General features: G+C 69.5%; 12 protein-coding genes and 1 pseudogene. 7 read left to right on the top strand and 6 right to left on the bottom strand.

What is annotated here, in order from left to right:
* Window position 1: 1 nt before the first annotated feature.
* Both lpdA and ACX80L_RS11555 read right to left on the bottom strand, forming a co-directional pair.
* Window positions 2–1,384: a dihydrolipoyl dehydrogenase gene (gene lpdA, locus ACX80L_RS11560; protein WP_459289800.1), complete on the bottom strand. Its 1,383-nt coding sequence runs from the start codon at window positions 1,382–1,384 to the stop codon at window positions 2–4.
* A gap of 263 nt (window positions 1,385–1,647) precedes the next feature.
* Window positions 1,648–3,195 (bottom strand): leucyl aminopeptidase, encoded by a 1,548-nt coding sequence (locus ACX80L_RS11555; protein ID WP_459289798.1) that lies wholly within the window; start codon window positions 3,193–3,195, stop codon window positions 1,648–1,650.
* A 232-nt stretch (window positions 3,196–3,427) separates the two neighbouring features.
* On the opposite strand from ACX80L_RS11555, the pseudogene ACX80L_RS11550 reads away from it, so the two are divergent.
* The 4 genes and pseudogenes from ACX80L_RS11550 to ACX80L_RS11535 all read left to right on the top strand — a co-directional run.
* Window positions 3,428–4,321, top strand: a pseudogene (locus tag ACX80L_RS11550) (proteasome assembly chaperone family protein); the annotation flags it as partial.
* A 308-nt stretch (window positions 4,322–4,629) separates the two neighbouring features.
* On the top strand, window positions 4,630–5,973 hold the full coding sequence (locus ACX80L_RS11545) for an MFS transporter (RefSeq protein ID WP_459289796.1): 1,344 nt from the start codon (window positions 4,630–4,632) through the stop codon (window positions 5,971–5,973).
* Window positions 5,974–6,062: 89 nt separating this feature from the next.
* On the top strand, window positions 6,063–7,499 hold the full coding sequence (locus tag ACX80L_RS11540) for a DUF4192 family protein (RefSeq protein WP_459289794.1): 1,437 nt from the start codon (window positions 6,063–6,065) through the stop codon (window positions 7,497–7,499).
* Window positions 7,500–7,748: 249 nt separating this feature from the next.
* Entirely contained in the window at window positions 7,749–8,966 is a 1,218-nt protein-coding gene (locus tag ACX80L_RS11535) for an RNA polymerase sigma factor (protein ID WP_208740947.1), read from the top strand.
* A gap of 286 nt (window positions 8,967–9,252) precedes the next feature.
* On the opposite strand, the gene ACX80L_RS11530 is transcribed toward ACX80L_RS11535, so the two are convergent.
* Complete coding sequence (locus tag ACX80L_RS11530; RefSeq protein WP_133081694.1) at window positions 9,253–9,474, bottom strand: DUF7455 domain-containing protein; 222 nt, start codon at window positions 9,472–9,474, stop codon at window positions 9,253–9,255.
* A gap of 249 nt (window positions 9,475–9,723) precedes the next feature.
* On the opposite strand from ACX80L_RS11530, the gene ACX80L_RS11525 reads away from it, so the two are divergent.
* On the top strand, window positions 9,724–11,832 hold the full coding sequence (locus ACX80L_RS11525) for a DNA gyrase/topoisomerase IV subunit B (protein WP_459289789.1): 2,109 nt from the start codon (window positions 9,724–9,726) through the stop codon (window positions 11,830–11,832).
* Window positions 11,833–11,960: 128 nt separating this feature from the next.
* On the opposite strand, the gene ACX80L_RS11520 is transcribed toward ACX80L_RS11525, so the two are convergent.
* The 3 genes from ACX80L_RS11520 to ACX80L_RS11510 all read right to left on the bottom strand — a co-directional run bounded on the left by ACX80L_RS11520 (window position 11,961) and on the right by ACX80L_RS11510 (window position 13,896).
* Complete coding sequence (locus ACX80L_RS11520; RefSeq protein ID WP_459289787.1) at window positions 11,961–12,275, bottom strand: hypothetical protein; 315 nt, start codon at window positions 12,273–12,275, stop codon at window positions 11,961–11,963.
* Window positions 12,276–12,527: 252 nt separating this feature from the next.
* Entirely contained in the window at window positions 12,528–13,520 is a 993-nt protein-coding gene (locus tag ACX80L_RS11515; protein ID WP_133081697.1) for a M48 family metalloprotease, read from the bottom strand.
* Between the two features lie 7 nt (window positions 13,521–13,527).
* Window positions 13,528–13,896 (bottom strand): BlaI/MecI/CopY family transcriptional regulator, encoded by a 369-nt coding sequence (locus ACX80L_RS11510; protein ID WP_133081698.1) that lies wholly within the window; start codon window positions 13,894–13,896, stop codon window positions 13,528–13,530.
* Window positions 13,897–14,119: 223 nt separating this feature from the next.
* Between ACX80L_RS11510 and ACX80L_RS11505 the strand changes: the two genes are divergently transcribed.
* Together ACX80L_RS11505 and cydB are read left to right on the top strand one after the other, a co-directional pair.
* A complete protein-coding gene (locus tag ACX80L_RS11505; RefSeq protein WP_459289785.1) occupies window positions 14,120–15,703 on the top strand; it encodes a cytochrome ubiquinol oxidase subunit I in 1,584 nt (527 codons plus the stop codon).
* An 81-nt stretch (window positions 15,704–15,784) separates the two neighbouring features.
* Complete coding sequence (cydB, locus tag ACX80L_RS11500) at window positions 15,785–16,807, top strand: cytochrome d ubiquinol oxidase subunit II (protein ID WP_208740955.1); 1,023 nt, start codon at window positions 15,785–15,787, stop codon at window positions 16,805–16,807.
* Window positions 16,808–16,812: the final 5 nt, after the last annotated feature.

The following is a 16,812-nucleotide window of genomic DNA, read 5'->3' as shown; positions in this document are numbered from 1 at the left end:
CTCAGCCGTGCAGCGGCTTGCCGGCGAGGGCGAGGTGCGCCTCGCCGAGCGCCTCGTTCTGCGTGGGGTGGGCGTGGATCAGCGGGGCGACGTCCTCGGGGTACGCCTCCCAGTTGACGATCAGCTGGGCCTCACCGATCTGCTCGCCCATGCGCGTGCCGAGCATGTGCACGCCGACGATCGGGCCGTCCTTCTCGCGGACGAGCTTGACGATGCCGCCGGTGCCGATGATCGAGCTCTTGCCGTTGCCGGCGAGGTTGTATTCGTGCGTCTCGACGCGGTCGTCGCCGAACTTCTCGCGTGCGGCCTTCTCGGTGTAGCCGACCGATGCGATCTCGGGATCGCTGTAGGTGACCTTGGGGATGTTGAGGTCGGCCACGACGACGGGCTTGAGGCCGCCGATCTCCTCGGCGACGAAGATGCCCTGCTGGAAGCCGCGGTGGGCCAGCTGCAGTCCGGGGACGATGTCGCCGATCGCGTAGATGTTGCCGACGCCGGTGTGGAGGCGCTCGTTGGTGATGACGAACCCGCGGTCCATCGTGAGGCCCGCTTCCTCGTAGCCGAGGTTCTGCGTGACGGGGCCGCGGCCGACGGCGACGAGCATGAGATCGGCCTCGAACGTCTTGCCGTCCTCGAGGGTGACGACGACGCCGTCGTCGTTCTGCTGGACCGACTTGAACCGGGTGCCGGTGTTGAACTTGATGCCGCGCTTCTTGAACGCCCGCTCGAAGTTCTTGACGATCGACGCGTCCTCGTTCGGGACGAGGGAGGGGAGCGCCTCGATGATGGTGACGTCCACGCCGAAGGACTTCCAGACGGACGCGAACTCGCAGCCGATGACGCCGCCGCCGAGGATGACCACGGTCTTGGGGACGAAGTCCATCGTGAGGGCCTGGTCGGAGGTGATGACCTTGCCGCCGATCTCGAGGCCGGGGAGGCTGCGCGAGAAGGAACCGGTGGCGAGGATGATGTGCTTGCCGGTGTAGACGGTGCCGTCGACGTCGATGGTGTTCTGCGACGCGAGCTTGCCCGAGCCCTCGATCACCGTGATGCCCTTGGACTTGATGAGGCCCTGGAGTCCGCGGTACTTGCCGGCGATGATGCCGTCCTTGTACGCGTTCACGGCGTTCATGTCGATGGACTCGAAGGTCGCCTTCACGCCGTACTTCTCGGAGTCGCGGGCGCCGTCGGCGATCTCGGCCGAGTGCAGGAGTGCCTTGGTCGGGATGCAGCCGTTGTGGAGGCAGGTGCCGCCCAGCTTGCCCTTCTCGATGAGTCCCACGGTGAAGCCCAGCTGCACCGCACGGAGTGCGGCAGCGTAGCCGCCGCTTCCTCCACCGAGTACCAGGATGTCGAATTCTTGCGCAGTTGCCGATCCGGCCACTTGAACGCTCCCTCGCGTGGTCTGTTGACGCGCAGGACGCGTCGGTTGATAAATCGATTGCTGATGCGGTCGCGGGGCACACGGCGGGTGCTTGGTGTGCTCTCGTTTTTCACCCTATCCCCAGAACAAGCCCGCATCCACTTGAAGTGTGCCGAGGACGTGCCGTCCGCGCCCGGATGTGCCCAGCGTCACGCGAACAGGTCGGGCAGGTCGGGCAGGCTGGGTGGGTGCCGCGGCGGTAGTCCGCCGCGGCACCCGTTCCGTCAGGCGGTGCGGGCGAGCACGTCCTCGACGTAGGCCAGCAGGGTGCGGACGCCGACGCCGGTTCCGGCCTTCGGGGTGTAGCCGTAGGGGGACCCCTCGTTGAAGGCCGGTCCGGCGATGTCGAGGTGCGCCCACGGGATCTTCTCGCCGTCGACCTGGCCGACGAACTCGCGCAGGAACACGGCGGCGGTCATCATGCCGCCGTGCCGTTCACCGATGTTGGCGATGTCGGCGACCTGCGACTCGAGGCTCGGACGCAGTTCCTCGGGCAGGGGCATGGGCCAGAACTGCTCGCCCGCGCGGTCCGCGGCGGCCTTGACGGCGTCGCGGACCCCGTCGTCGCCCATGACGCCGGAGACGCGGGTGCCGAGGGCGATCATCTGGGCGCCGGTGAGGGTGGCGATGTCGATGATGGCGTCGGGGGACTCCTCGCTCGCGGCGGCAAGCCCGTCGGCCATCACGAGGCGGCCCTCGGCGTCGGTGTTCAGGACCTCGACGGTGCGGCCCCCGTAGATGGACAGCACGTCCTCGGGGCGCTGCGCGGAGCCCGAGGGCATGTTCTCGGCGAGGCAGAGCCACGCCGTGACCTTGGCAGGGAGGCCGAGTTCCGCGACGGCGAGGAGCGTGGTGAGGACGACAGCGGCGCCGGCCATGTCCAGCTTCATGGTCTGCATCCCTGCGGCGGGCTTGAGGGAGAGTCCGCCGGAGTCGAACGTGATGCCCTTGCCCACGAGGGCGAGGTGCACGGCCGAGTTCGCGGGGGAGTACTCCACCTTCACCATGCGGGGAGGCCGCGTGGAGCCCTTGCCGACGCCGAGGATCCCGCCGTAGCCGTCGCGCTCCAGGCGCTTCTCGTCCATTACCGTGACCTTGACGGGGAGCCCCCGCGAGAGGTCCTTCGCGGCCTGGGCGAACGTCTCGGGGTAGAGGTGGCTCGGCGGCTGGTTCACGAGGGAGCGCGTCGCGTTGACGTTCTTGCCCAGGATGGTGGCGCGCCTGAAGGCAGGCGCGAGGTTCACGTCGTCGGCCGCGGACGTGTGGACGACGACGGTGCGGACGGCGGCCTGGTCCTTCGACGGGGCCACGGTCCCGTCGGCCCTGATCCCCGACTTGTGGCCCTCGTAGCTGTAGGCGCCGAACGCGGCACCCTCGGCGACGGCGGCGGCGGCGGCGACGGTGCCGGCCGGGAGCGCGAGCACGACGATCTCCAGGCCGGTGAGCTGGCGGACGGCGGCACCGGCGGCACGGCGCAGGGTCTCCGGGGACAGTGCCTCGCCGTCGGCCACGCTGCCCACGCCGGAGAGGACGAGGGAGTCGGCTCCGGTGTCGGGCAGCCCGGGAAGGCGGCGCACCTCGTCGGCGGCACCGGTGATGCCGAGCACCTGGAGCGAGTCCCCGAGGGCGCGCGCCGCCTTCGGGGGCAGCGGGCTGTCGAGGAGGACCGGCCCGTCCGTCCCCTTGGCGACCGCGATCACGAGCGCGTCACTCGGGATCTTCTTGAGGTCCTTCGCGGAAGCCGTCAGGTGTAGTTCGGTCGTCTTGATCACGGAATATGTCTCCTCGTGTCCGGATGGGTTGTCCAGGTTCTGCGCGGCTCCGGCATCTGGTGGTCCGGGAACCGTCCTGACGATCGTAGTCGCTGCCCCGCGAGGTGCGGCGTCGCCGAGGGCGGGGCGGTCGGTGGGGGTGGATCCTCCTCCCGGGACGCATCGCGTGGTACGGAATGAAGCGGGCGCGGACGGCGTTGACAGGAGCAGGACCCAACCGGAGGAGAGAGCCATGCTGGATCCACGAACCCTGTACAACACCGACGCCGACGTCTTCGGCGACCCGCGGATCAAGGGGCTCCCCCTGCTCGTGAGCCTCACCGGCTTCCTGGATGCCGGGCACGTCGTCTCGCAGGTCAGCGAGGAGCTGCTCGAAGTCCTCGAGCACGAGCTGGTGGCCGAGTTCGACGCCGACCAGCTCATGGACTACCGCGGCCGTCGCCCGAAGATCACGTTCGCCGAGGACCACCTGACCGATTACCAGCCGCACCGGCTCGAGCTGCACCGGCTGTTCGACGGACTGGGGGAGCCGTTCCTGCTCCTGACCGGCGTCGAACCCGATCTGCAGTGGGAGCGCTTCGCGAGCGCCGTCGTCGGCCTGGTGGAGGACCTCGAGGTGCCGCTCGTCTCCTGGATCCATGCCATCCCGATGCCGGTCCCGCACACGCGACCCATCGGGGTGACCCTGCACGGCAACCGATCCGACCTGATCGACGGCATGAACGCCTGGCGCCCGACCGCGGAGTTGCAGGCGTCCATCGGTCACGTGCTCGAGCTGCGCCTCGTCGAGGCGGGGAACGACGTCGTGGGTCACGTCATCCACGTGCCCCACTACCTCTCCGAGGCCGAGTATCCGCCGGCAGCCGTCGCCGGACTCGAGTACCTGGGCGCCACGGCGCGGCTCGTGCTGCCGACGGACCGGCTCCGCGAGACGGGGCGCGACGTCGAGCGCCAGATCGCCCGGCAGGTCGGCAACTCGGCCGAGGTGCAGTCGGTGGTCGCGTCGCTCGAGAAGCGCTACGACGAGTACGCGGACGGAGCCGCGCGCAGGTCGCTGCTGGTCAAGGAGAACAGCGAGCTGGCCAGCGCCGAGGAGCTCGGTGCGGCCGTCGAGGCGTACCTCGCGAGCCCGCAGGCGGAGGAGGAGTCCACGCTGCTCTGGGACACGGAGTTCCTGGGCGCGAGCCCCATCGACTACGGCAGCCACGACAGCAGCCACGAGAGCGGCGAAAGTCGTGACCGGGAGCCGGGACCAGGGGACGCCGCGGGACGCGACGACGAAGGACCGGCCGGTCCGGAGTCGCGCTCCGCGGCGTAGCCCCGTCGCCGAATGGGTCGCGATCCGGACGGCAGGCCGTCCGCCCGCGGGCGCGCTGCCGGCCACGAGCCGTAACGCGGGAGTGGATGGGTCACCCGCCACGCGATAATGGGGCTGTGAGATCCTCGAGGGCACTTCTTGTCTGGGCGGCCGGTGTCACCGCCTACCTCGTTGCAGTGACGCAGCGCACCACCTTCGGTGTCGCCGGGCTGGAGGCGACGGACCGCTTCAGCGCCTCCGCCTCGCAGCTGTCCGTGTTCACGGTGGTGCAGCTGCTCGTCTACGCAGGCCTCCAGGTGCCGGTCGGTGTCCTCGTGGACCGGTGGGGGCCGAGGACGCTCATCGTCGCCGGAGGCGTCCTCATGGCGCTCGGCCAGGCGCAGCTCGCCTTCGCGGACTCGGTCGGTGCGGGAATTGTCGGACGGCTGTTCGTGGGGGCGGGCGACGCGACGACCTTCATCAGTGTCCTGAGGCTGCTGCCCGCGTGGTTCGAGCCCCGGCGGATCCCGGTCCTCACGCAGTGGACGGGCATCATCGGCCAGCTCGGGCAGGTGGTCTCGGTCATCCCGTTCGTGGCACTGCTGTCCACCTTCGGCTGGCAGCCGGCCTTCCTCTCGGCCGCGGCCCTCTCGGTGCTCGCCGTCGTCCTCTCGATCACCGTGATCCGCGACTCGCCGCTGGCGGGGATCGAGCGCTCCCCGCAGACGCTGCGGCAGACCGGCACCTCGCTCGCCGCGGCGTGGAGACAACCGGGGACGCGCCTCGGCCTGTGGTCGCACTTCACCATCCAGTTCCCCGGCACGGTCTTCGTCCTCATGTGGGGCTACCCCTATCTGGTCCGTGCGGAGAAGGTGGGGGAGGGTGTCGCCTCCGCCCTGATGACCCTGTTCGTCGCGGTGGGGATCGCCTGCGGACCACTGCTCGGGAGGTACGTGGGTCGGCATCCCCTGCGGCGATCCACCATGGTGCTGGCGATCGCCGCCCTCATGGCCGCCGCCTGGCTGGCGGTGCTGCTCTACCCCGGACCGGCTCCGCTGCCGCTGCTGACGCTGCTGGTCGTCGCGCTGGCCGTCGGCGGGCCGGGGTCGATGATCGCCTTCGACTTCGCCCGTACGTTCAACCCCGCGGCCCGCATGGGAACCGCGACGGGCATCGTCAACATCGGCGGCTTCATGGCGTCCCTACTGTCGATGTTCGTCATCGGTGTCGTCCTCGACGTCCTGCTCGGCAGCGGCTTCTCCCGGGGTGACCTCTACGCCCTCGCGTCCTTCCGCCTCGCCATGGCCGTGCAGCTGGTGTTCCTGGCGGCGGGGGTCGTGGCGGTCGTCATCGCCCGGCGCAGGGTGCGCCGGCGGATGGCGGAGCAGGGCGTGGTCGTCCCGCCCATCCGCGATGCGCTGGCCCGTGAGCGCCGCCGCCGCCGGAACGAGAAGGCTGCCCGGAGGCCCTCCGGCGACTAGGTCGCATCGGGAACCATCCAAGCGGCGGGCTTGTCCACATGACGTCGGCGGGCAGAGCGGGGGCCCTGTCTGCATAGCAGGCTGGCGGCATGTCATCCCCTGCGAGCCCGGCACCGGGCATCCCACCGTCCCCTCCCATCGCCGTCTCGTCCCCGGCGGACATCCTGTCCTACGTCCCGCACGCCCTCGGATTCCTGCCCGACGAGAGCCTCGTGGTCCTCACGACGCAGGGCCGGAGGCTCGGCGCCACCCTGCGGGTGGACCTGCCGCCCGACGGCAGGGACTCCCGCGCGTTCGCCGAAGGGGTGGTGTCCTTCCTGCGGGGGGACGCCGACGCCGACGGCACCCTCCTCGTCGTCTACACGAAGCAGGGCTGGCCACGGCAGGCACTCCCACCCCGGCACGGACTGGTCCGAGTCGTCGAAGCGGTCCTGGAAGCCGCCGGACTGCCGGTCCACGGGGGCTGGCTCGTCTCGGCCTCTGCCTGGCGCGACTACTTCTGCAGCGACGACGAGTGCTGCCCATGGCCCGGCCGACCGCTCGACGCCGTGGTCCTCAGTCCGCTCAACGCCGAGCTGATCTTCAGCGGAAGCGCGTTCGATGCCTCGGCGTCGGACGCCGTGCTCCGCGCCGCTCCGTCCGTGGCACGACGGACCTCCTCGCCGGTACACCGCCTCCGGGTGGTGGAGGAGGCCCGCGCACGCTACGCGTCCGGCTGCGCCGGTCGCTGGACGTCCCCGGCCCAGTTCCAGGCGGTATCGGACGTGTGGGATGCGGTCCTCCTGCGGCCGGAAGCACTCGTCGTCGACGCCGAGCCCGATGTCGCGGCGTTCCTCCTGGCGAGTATCGAGTCGCGGACCGTCCGTGATTTCCTCCTGGTGAGTGCCTGTGTCGGGTCGGGCACGGCTCGGGCCGGGGTCGCGGCATGCGGCCTCATCGACGATTCCGGACCCGCCGGGACACGCGCCGACAATGGCGCGGTCCGCGGAGACCGGGTGCTGCCGGACGTGCGGGAGGCAACGGGACTGCGCGCGGCCCTGCGCCTGCCGGCATCGACGGAGCGCGGCCGGGACCCGGGGACCGGCACCGGCCGGGCGGGGAGAGCGCCCGCGGCGTCACCACCGGGTGGAGGCCCGATCGTCGGCGATGCGGGTCCGGTCTACGCGGACGTGCTGGCCGGCAGGTTCACCGGCGCCATCGCTTGGGACCGCGTGGACGGCATGACGGTCGTCCTCGGACGACTGGCGGAGGTATCGGACGGTGAGGCCAGGGCCGCCGGTCTCACCATGTCGGCCTGGTTCGAGTACGCCCGCGGACGCGGATCCAGGGCGGCGGTCTACCTCGACGCCGCGGAACGGGCGGTACCGGGGTACCGGCTCGCCCGCCTGCTCCACGAACTCCTCCGGCGCGGGGGGCTGCCGGCCTGGGCCAGGAGCAGGTCCACGGCCTGGCCGGCAGGTGCGGCGGGGAAGGATCCGACAGCCGTCCCGCAGCACGCCGGGACGGCTGAACAGCCCGGCCGATGATTTCCGGCGTGGACGCCGATCGTGAGACAATGGTAGTGAGACCCGGTTGGGTCCGCGTACCAGAACGTCACCGAGCATTTCCCGGGATCCACGCCGAAAGGCGGACCCACGGGGAATAGCGCGGGCGGCAGGGCCGTTCCCTAGGGACCCGCCCCGCCGGACACCTCTGGTGAACAGCGCGGACTTGACAGGGTCATAGTGGTGTTGTCCCTCTGATGGCACCACACACCGCCGTACGAAAGGTTCTCTGTGTCGGTCAAGAAGACAGCAGCACCGGCGTCGCCAGACGCCGGTACCACCACTACCAAGCGACGGGTAGCGGCCAAGAAGCCTGCCACGAAAGCTGCTTCGTCCGCTGCGGCCGCGAAGGCTTCGACCTCGGATGCACAGGGTTCGGTGGATACGCTCGACGGAGCGGACCCCGCCGTCGACGTCGCCGTCGAGGTGGACCCGGAGGACCTCAAGCCCGAGGCGGCCGAGGTCGGCACCACCACCGGCTTCGTCTACTCGGACGCCGATGACGACGATGCCCCCGCCCAGCAGGTCGTCTCTGCCGGCGCGACCGCCGACCCCGTCAAGGACTACCTGAAGCAGATCGGCAAGGTCGCACTGCTCAACGCCGAGCAGGAGGTCGATCTCGCCCTCCGCATCGAGGCCGGATTGTTCGCCGAAGAGAAGATCGCCGCCGATCCGGACATGGATCCGAAGCTCAAGCGTGAACTCGAGTTCGTCATCCACGACGGCAAGCGGGCGAAGAACCACCTGCTCGAGGCGAACCTCCGCCTCGTGGTGTCCCTGGCCAAGCGGTACACCGGACGCGGCATGCTCTTCCTCGACCTCATCCAGGAAGGCAACCTCGGCCTGATCCGCGCCGTCGAGAAGTTCGACTACACCAAGGGCTTCAAGTTCTCGACCTACGCCACCTGGTGGATCCGCCAGGCCATCACCCGTGCCATGGCCGACCAGGCCAGGACCATCCGCATCCCGGTGCACATGGTGGAGGTCATCAACAAGCTGGCCCGCGTGCAGCGCCAGATGCTGCAGGACCTCGGCCGCGAACCCACTCCCGAGGAGCTGGCGCTCGAGCTCGACATGACCCCCGAGAAGGTCGTCGAGGTGCAGAAGTACGGCCGCGAGCCCATCTCACTCCACACGCCCCTGGGCGAGGACGGCGATTCGGAGTTCGGTGACCTGATCGAGGACTCCGAGGCCGTCGTGCCCGCCGATGCCGTGAGCTTCACGCTCCTGCAGGAGCAGCTGCACTCGGTCCTCGACACCCTCTCCGAACGGGAGGCGGGCGTGGTCGCCATGCGGTTCGGGCTGACCGACGGCCAGCCGAAGACGCTGGACGAGATCGGCAAGGTCTACGGGGTCACGCGTGAGCGCATCCGCCAGATCGAATCGAAGACGATGTCCAAGCTGCGTCACCCGTCGCGGTCGCAGGTGCTGCGGGACTACCTCGACTGATCACAGGACCTCCGAAAGGGCCCTTCCTCCGGGAGGGGCCCTTTCGCGTACCCGCTCCGGTACCGCCGCATCCGTGAGCGTCCGCCCGCGTCCGCCCGCGTCCGTCCGCGTCCGCCCGGTGGAGAGCCCTACCGCCGGGCGGACCATCGGTGCCGGGCGGGGACTGCGATCCCGTCCCCGCCCCACGACGCAGGAAGGGCCCCTCCTGGCGGAGGGGCCCTTACGCTTCAGCGCCTGTACACGGAGCGCTTGTTCTCGGATCGTGGGGTGCGGCGTCCGACGACGATCAGTCGCCGACGACGGCCGGCTTCTCGTGAAGCCGCTTCGTCTCGTCCTGCCACTCGGACGTGAGCGGCTTCAGGTTCGCTTCGACGGCGCGCGCGTGGTGGCCGCAGAACAGAAGCTCTCCACCGGAGGACGAAAGGACGGCCCGCACGTAGGCCTGGGCGCCGCATCGGTCGCAGCGGTCCAGGGCAGTGAGTTCGCGAGTTGCTACTGCAGTGGTCATGAAAGCCTCCTCATGTGGATCGTGTACTCATATAACCACTATTCGTCGCCGCCCCTTCGCAGGCTGGGCCTCCTTTCGCTCCGGGCGTACCAGGGGGTAGGGGTTGGGTCCGGCAGGCCCGGGAACGCCCTCGGGACGCGTCTTCCCCGTCGTGTCGGCGGCACGTAATAAACTGGTCCTACTCTTCCCCCTCACCCTCCTGACGCCTGTCCTGGATCGTGCCCGTTCCGCCAAGGAGACTCTTCCCCCGTGACACCCCCCACCTCGGACTACACCGCCCGGCACCTCTCGGTCCTCGAGGGCCTCGAAGCGGTGCGCAAGCGTCCCGGCATGTACATCGGGTCGACGGACTCCCGCGGCCTGATGCACTGCCTGTGGGAGATCATCGACAACTCGGTGGACGAGGCACTGGCCGGCTACGGCCAGAGCATCACGGTGATCCTGCACGCGGACGGATCCGTCGAGATCCATGACGACGGCCGAGGCATCCCGGTGGACATCGAGCCGAAGACCGGACTCACCGGCGTCGAGGTCGTCTTCACCAAGCTGCACGCCGGCGGCAAGTTCGGCGGCGGGTCCTACACGGCGTCGGGCGGCCTCCACGGCGTCGGAGCGAGCGTCGTCAACGCGCTGTCCTCCCGTCTCGACGTGTTCGTCGACCGCGGCAGCAAGACGTACGCCATGTCCTTCCGGCGCGGAGAGCCCGGTGTCTTCAGGGACGGCCGGACGCCCTCGCCGGAGTCGTCCTTCGAACCCTTCCTCGACGGTTCGCGCCTCGAGGTCGTCGGCACGGCCAAGCGCGGGCGAACCGGCACGCGCATCCGCTACTGGGCCGACCGGCAGATCTTCACCCGCGATGCCACGTTCTCCTACGAGGAACTGCAGACCCGCGCGCGGCAGACCTCCTTCCTCGTGCCGGGGCTCCGGATCACGCTGCGCGACGAACGGAGGCTTCCCGGAACGCCGGGTGAGTCCGGTCCGGTGGAGGAGATCTTCCAGCACGACGGCGGGATCTCCGAGTACGCCGAGTTCCTCGCCCTCGACACCGCGGTCACCGATGTGTGGCGCTTCCAGGGGTCCGGCCGCTTCAAGGAGTCGGTGCCGGTCCTCGACGAGCGCGGACACAGCCAGATGGCGGAGGTGGAACGCGACTGCGACGTCGACATCGCGCTGCGCTGGGGCATCGGCTACGAGACGACGGTCCGGAGCTACGTGAACATCATCGCCACGCCGAAGGGCGGCACCCACCAGAGCGGGTTCGAGCAGGCGCTGCTGAAGACCTTCCGGAAGGTCATCGAGGCCAACGCCCGCAAGCTGAAGGCGGGCAGCGACAAGATCGAGAAGGACGACGTCTTCGCCGGGCTGACGGCCGTCCTCACGGTGCGCCTCGCCGAGCCGCAGTTCGAGGGGCAGACCAAGGAGATCCTCGGGACGTCGGCCGTCAAGGCCATCGTCGCGAAGGTGGTGGAGAAGGAACTGCAGGCACGCCTGTCCTCCTCCGCCCGCAACGACAAGGCGCAGTCGGCGCTGCTGCTCGAGAAGGTCGTCGCCGAGATGAAGTCGCGGATCTCGGCCCGGGTCCACAAGGAGACCCAGCGGCGCAAGAACGCCCTCGAGACGTCGAGCATGCCCGTCAAGCTCGCCGACTGCCGCATCGACGACCAGGAGCGCTCCGAACTGTTCATCGTCGAGGGCGACAGCGCCCTCGGGACCGCCAAGCTGGCGCGGTCCTCCGACTACCAGGCGCTCCTGCCCATCCGCGGCAAGATCCTCAACGTGCAGAAGGCCTCGGTCGGGGACATGCTCTCCAACGCGGAGTGTGCCGCCCTCATCCAGGTCATCGGGGCGGGTTCGGGGCGGAGCTTCCAGCTGGACGCCCGACGCTACGGCAAGATCATCCTGATGACCGACGCCGATGTCGACGGAGCCCACATCCGGACGCTGCTGCTGACGCTGTTCTTCCGGTACATGCGCCCGCTGGTGGAGGCCGGCCGCGTCTACGCCGCCGTCCCACCGCTGCACCGTGTCGAGGTGATCAACGGCGGGTCGAAGGCCAACGAGATGATCTACACCTACTCGGAGGCGGAGCTGACGCGGCTGCTGGCGGCCATGGAGAAGCAGGGCAAGCGGTACAAGTCGCCCATCCAGCGTTACAAGGGCCTGGGGGAGATGGACGCGGGCCAGCTCGCGGAGACCACCATGGACCCGCGGCACCGCACCCTGCGCCGCGTGCGCATCCAGGAGGCCGAGTCGGCCGAGCGTGTCTTCGGCCTGCTCATGGGAAGCGACGTCGCACCGCGCAAGGACTTCATCGTCGCGGGCGCTTCGTCGCTCGATCGGGACCGCATCGACGCCTGACCGGCGCCGCCGGCTCCGGGAGAAGCCGCACGGAACTCCCGGAACCGTCGGGGGTGTGCTTCCTCCGGATGTGCCGCCTGGTGCAGTGCCGGTGCCGGCCCCGAGACCGGGGCCGGCCCGGCCGTCCGTCAGGGGGCCTCTGCCCCGGGGGTGTAGGGCAGGCTGCACACCTCACCCGGGCTCGGGAAGTCACCCTTGAGCCCGAGCCTCACCAGCTGTCCGTAGGACTGCACCCGGCCGCCGAACGGATAGGCCTCCTCGGGGTCGTCGTTCTGCCCCGAGAACGCACAGATGGAATTGGCGTGCTCCGTGCCCTTCTCATAGTTGACCCGGTCCTTATCAGGGCCTCTTTCCACAGGGCCCGCCCCGAAGGCCGGGGACGAGCCCATACCGGTCAGTGCCAGGGCGCAGGCTGCGGCGCCGAGTAGGAATGTCTTGCGCATGACGTGCCTCGATCTCTAGAAGTGCTCCAACTTCCAGGGCGCCGACGCATGCGCGCGGTAGTGGTTGCAAACCGCGACACTGCCCAGCGCAGGTCTGCTCCCTCCGAGCCTGCTGAGGCCCGTGCCGCGAAGTCTACTAACGGCCCGGAACAGGCGGAAGAGGAGGAGTCACCGGTCTTCCGGCCGCTCGAGCCACCGACGATCGACCGGTGGCGAGGAGGAGGCGGCGCCCATCCTTCCGGGAGGTCGGGTTCAGCCGAGCAGCTCGGGTGCCACCAGGAGTGCCGGAGGGACCACCAGCAGCAGACCGGCGGCGGAGAGCGCTGCCCCCTGCTGGAGCCGGCTGAGGGGCGGCAGGGGAGTGAGCAGGCGGCGCAGCCGGTGGGCCGTCGACTGCACGTCGGCGGTACCGCCGGTCACGTCCGCTCGGACCGCCCCACCGCTCCGGCCCGTTTCGGCGAGGGGATCGTCGAGGGCGTCCGGCGACGAGGGCAGGGCGCCGGATCCGACGATGGCGATCGCCCGGACGAGCGTGGGCTCGTCCACGTGGCGGAGCGCCTCGTCGTCGGCCAGCATCTCGATCAGTTCACTGACGGCCCGCTGCGCGAGTTGCGATGTCGGCAGCCACGGCAGGGCGGAACGCCAGGCGGCGAATGCCCAGAGCAGCAGGTGATGGCGCTGGTGCAGGTGCGCGTTCTCATGGGTCAGGACGGCGTCGAGCTCGGCGCGCGACAGGAGGTCCATGAGGCCGTCGGACATGACGGTGACGGAGCGGGCCCCGCCGGGCAGGCAGTAGGCCACGGGCGCGGGGTGGTTGATCACGAGGGTCGAGGGCTGGTCGGCGGCGGGTGAGCTGAGTAGCGTGAGCATGTCGCGGTGGCGCCGACGCTGTCGCCGGATCCGGATGAATGTCAGCGCGAGGGTGAAGAGGAGGTGCGCGAACAGGAGGGTCGCCGCGCTGATGGCGAAGACGTGGACCACGCCGAGCGTCTGCGCCGATTCGTCGTCGAGCAGGATGGTGAAGAATCCGGCCGACGCCGACACGAGGTTGTCACCCAGCGGCTCGAGGCCCCAGACGAGCATGGCCCCGATCATGGACAGGCCACCGGCGAGTGCTATCGACTGCCAGAGCACCATGGCCGTGAAGGGCGCGCGTGCGGGCCAGGAGGCCCGTGACAACGCGATGGGCGCGGGCCACGCAAGGATGATCGCGAGAGCAGCGAGCAGGTACGAGGCCCAGAACACGGGCGGGTCAGCTGCCGCCGAGCAGCTTGCGGAGGGTCTCGGCCTCGGCCTCGGAGACGCTGCCGATGAACCTGGCGAGCACGGCTTCACGGTCCGGCGCCGTCACGAGCACCTCGTGCATGAGTTCGGCCGTGTGGTCCTCGCGGCTCGTCACCGACCTGTACCGGTGGGGGCGGCTGTCGCGCTCCCGCTCGACCAGGCCCTTCTTCTCCAGGCGTGAGAGGACGGTGAGCACCGTCGTCACGGCGAGTTCGCGTCCCACCTCACCCGAGGGTGCCTCCGCGATGGCGTCCCGTAGTTCGTTCGCGGTCATCGCTTCCGGCGTTGTCCACAGCAGGTCCATCACCGTGCGTTCGAGGTCTCCGAGCGTTGCCATGTTCTTCCTTCAATTTCTGCGCGATCCCGGTCCGCCTCGAACCCGGATCCGCTCCCCGCAGGGAGCGATCAAGCGTGATGCCTCTAAAGTACAGCGTCCGCGCAGACATTTCTACTCCGCGTAGAAATTGGTGTGGATTTGTTCTACGATGTGTAGAAGAACTTGTTCTACGGGTTGTAGAAGTTCCGTCGTCGCCGACGCCAGGCGCTGCTGAAAGGGCCCCATGGAAGCCTTGGAAATTGCCAGGTGGCAATTCGGGATCACCACTGTCTACCACTTCCTCATGGTCCCCCTCACCATCGGGCTGGGGCTGCTGGTCGCCGGCATGCAGACCCTGTGGCACCGCACCGGCAAGGACCACTACCTCCGCATGACGAAGTTCTGGGGGAAGCTCTTCCTCATCAACTTCATCATGGGCGTGGCGACCGGGCTGGTGCAGGAGTTCCAGTTCGGCATGGCCTGGAGCGAGTACAGCCGCTTCGTGGGCGACGTCTTCGGAGCGCCGCTGGCCATGGAGGCGCTCCTCGCCTTCTTCGTCGAGTCCACCTTTCTCGGCCTCTGGATCTTCGGGTGGGGACGCCTCCCTCGCCTCATCCACCTCCTGAGCCTGTGGGCCGCCGTCCTGGCCTCGGTGTTCTCCGCGTACTTCATCCTCGTGGCGAACTCCTGGATGCAGCACCCCGTGGGTGTCGAGATGGTCGACGGCCGGCCGGTCATGGTGGACGCCTGGGCGGTCGTCACGAACAACACGGCCCTCGTCGCCTTCCCGCACACCGTCTTCGGTGCCCTCGCCGTCGCCGGGGCCTTCCTCCTCGGCATCAGCTGGTACCACCTGTGGAAGCGGCGCCGCGACGGCCTGGACAGCCTCGGGCCGGACGGCAGCCTCGTCGTCGGGAACCCGCGCGGCGCCCGGGACGCCGTCGACCACGCCGTATGGCTCCGCTCGGCCCGGGCCGGCGCCGTCGTCGCGATGATCGCGTTCGCCGGCACCGGGATCACCGGTGACCTGCAGGGCAAGCTCATGTTCGACCAGCAGCCCATGAAGATGGCCGCCGCCGAAGCAGCGTGCCATGACGGCACGGGCTTCTCGATCCTGTCCGTCGGCAACCTCGGGGCGCAGAGCTGCGACGACATCACGGCGGTGATCGAGGTCCCCGGTGTGCTGTCCTTCCTCGCCAACGGCGACTTCACCACCGAGGTCAAGGGCGTCAACACCCTGCTGCCCGAGTACCAGGAGAAGTACGGCACCACCCTGCCCGACGACCCCATGTACGGCGAGCGCGCCGGCACCGAGATCGACTACCTGCCGGTCATGGAGGTCACCTACTGGGGCTTCCGCATCATGATCGGCTTCGGCGCGATCGCCGCGGCGGCCGCCGCCGCGGCCCTCTGGGTCCTGCGCAGGGGAACCGTCCCGGAGTCCCGCTGGCTCATGAGGCTCGCCGTGTTCGGTATCCTCGCGCCCTTCGGGGCCAACTCGGCCGGCTGGATCTTCACCGAGATGGGACGGCAGCCCTTCGTCGTCGCGCCCAACCCGGACCCGTCGGGGATCGACAGCGTGTTCATGTTCACCGCCGCCGCCGTCTCACCCGGTGTCTCCCTGGCCGAGCTGATCGCCTCCCTCGTGGTGCTCACCTCGGTGTACGCGGTCCTCCTCGTGGTCGAGGTGCGGCTGCTCGTCACCTACGTCCGCGGCGGAACCGCGTCCGCCATGCCGGAGCTCGCACACGCCGCCGAGGACGAGGACGCGGCACGCCCGCACGGCGGCAGGAAGGACGACGGCGATGTCCTGGCCTTCGCCTACTGACACCCCCTCCACCAGCTCCGCCACCGGCGTCGACATCACCCCCGCGACGACGAACCACCCTGACCCATGGAAGGCTCCCCGATGACCGAGGCACTGCCCACCCTCTGGTTCGTGCTGATCGCCGTGCTCTGGGCCGGCTACCTCTTCCTCGAGGGATTCGACCTCGGGGTGGGGATGCTCATGAAGCTCCTGGCCCGCAACGACACCCAGCGGCGCGTCCTGCTCAACACCGTCGGCCCCGTCTGGGACGGCAACGAGGTGTGGCTCGTCACCGCCATCGGTGCGACCTTCGCTGCCTTCCCGCACTGGTACGCCTCGCTGCTGTCGGCGCTCTACCTGCCGTTCCTGCTGGTGCTGCTCGGCCTGATCTTCCGTGCGGTCGCCTTCGAGTGGCGCGGCAAGCAGGACAGCGACTCCTGGCGCAACCGCTGGGACTGGGCCATCGCCGTCGGCTCCTTCACCGCTGCGGCGGGCATCGGTGCCGCGCTCGCGTTGACGACGACGGGACTGCCGCTCGATGCGAACGGTGACCGCGTGGGAGGCGCTTTCGCGTGGGCCACCCCGCCGGCGCTCCTCGGCGCGGCCGCCGTCGTCCTGTTCTGCCTCGTGCACGCCGCGGCGTTCGTGGCGCTCAAGACCGAGGGGGGCGTGCGGGGCCAGGCCGATCGCCTGTTCCGCCGCCTCCTGCCGTTCGCGCTGATCCCGTTCCTGGGCTGGACGGTCCTCGTGCAGGTGCGCACCGGCTCGGTGGTCACCTGGCTCGCCGTCGTGCTCGCGGTGGCGTGCCTCACCGCGTCGTACCGCTCCGCCGTGGGAGGTCGGGACGGGCGGGCGTTCGCGGCGCTCGGCGGCGGGATGCTGGCCCTCGTGGGATCGATCTTCGGCGCGGTCTTCCCCGTCGTCCTGCCCTCCACCCTCGACCCCGCGTTCGACCTCACGGTGCAGAATGCCTCGTCCTCGCCCTACACGCTGGGACTGATGAGCGTGGTGGCCTGCTTCGGCGTACCGCTCGTCCTCGCCTACCAGGCCTGGACGTACTGGGTCTTCCGGCGGCGCGTGTCGGAGGCGAGCATCCCGGCCGCCCACGCGGTGACAGCCCTGTGAGTGGA

It is taken from the genome of Arthrobacter sp. MDT1-48-3 (genome assembly GCF_054511015.1).
The sequence above is the reverse complement of the archived record's forward strand: the minus strand, read 5'-3'. Positions and strand labels throughout refer to the sequence as shown.

Excerpts from the sequence above, each read along its gene's own strand:
- ACX80L_RS11520 (WP_459289787.1), bottom strand. The coding sequence starts at position 12,275 with ATGCGCAAGACATTCCTACTCGGCGCCGCAGCCTGCGCCCTGGCACTG.
- cydB (WP_208740955.1), top strand. The coding sequence starts at position 15,785 with ATGACCGAGGCACTGCCCACCCTCTGGTTCGTGCTGATCGCCGTGCTC.
- ACX80L_RS11505 (WP_459289785.1), top strand. The coding sequence starts at position 14,120 with ATGGAAGCCTTGGAAATTGCCAGGTGGCAATTCGGGATCACCACTGTC.
- ACX80L_RS11540 (WP_459289794.1), top strand. The coding sequence starts at position 6,063 with ATGTCATCCCCTGCGAGCCCGGCACCGGGCATCCCACCGTCCCCTCCC.
- ACX80L_RS11510 (WP_133081698.1), bottom strand. The coding sequence starts at position 13,896 with ATGGCAACGCTCGGAGACCTCGAACGCACGGTGATGGACCTGCTGTGG.
- ACX80L_RS11530 (WP_133081694.1), bottom strand. The coding sequence starts at position 9,474 with ATGACCACTGCAGTAGCAACTCGCGAACTCACTGCCCTGGACCGCTGC.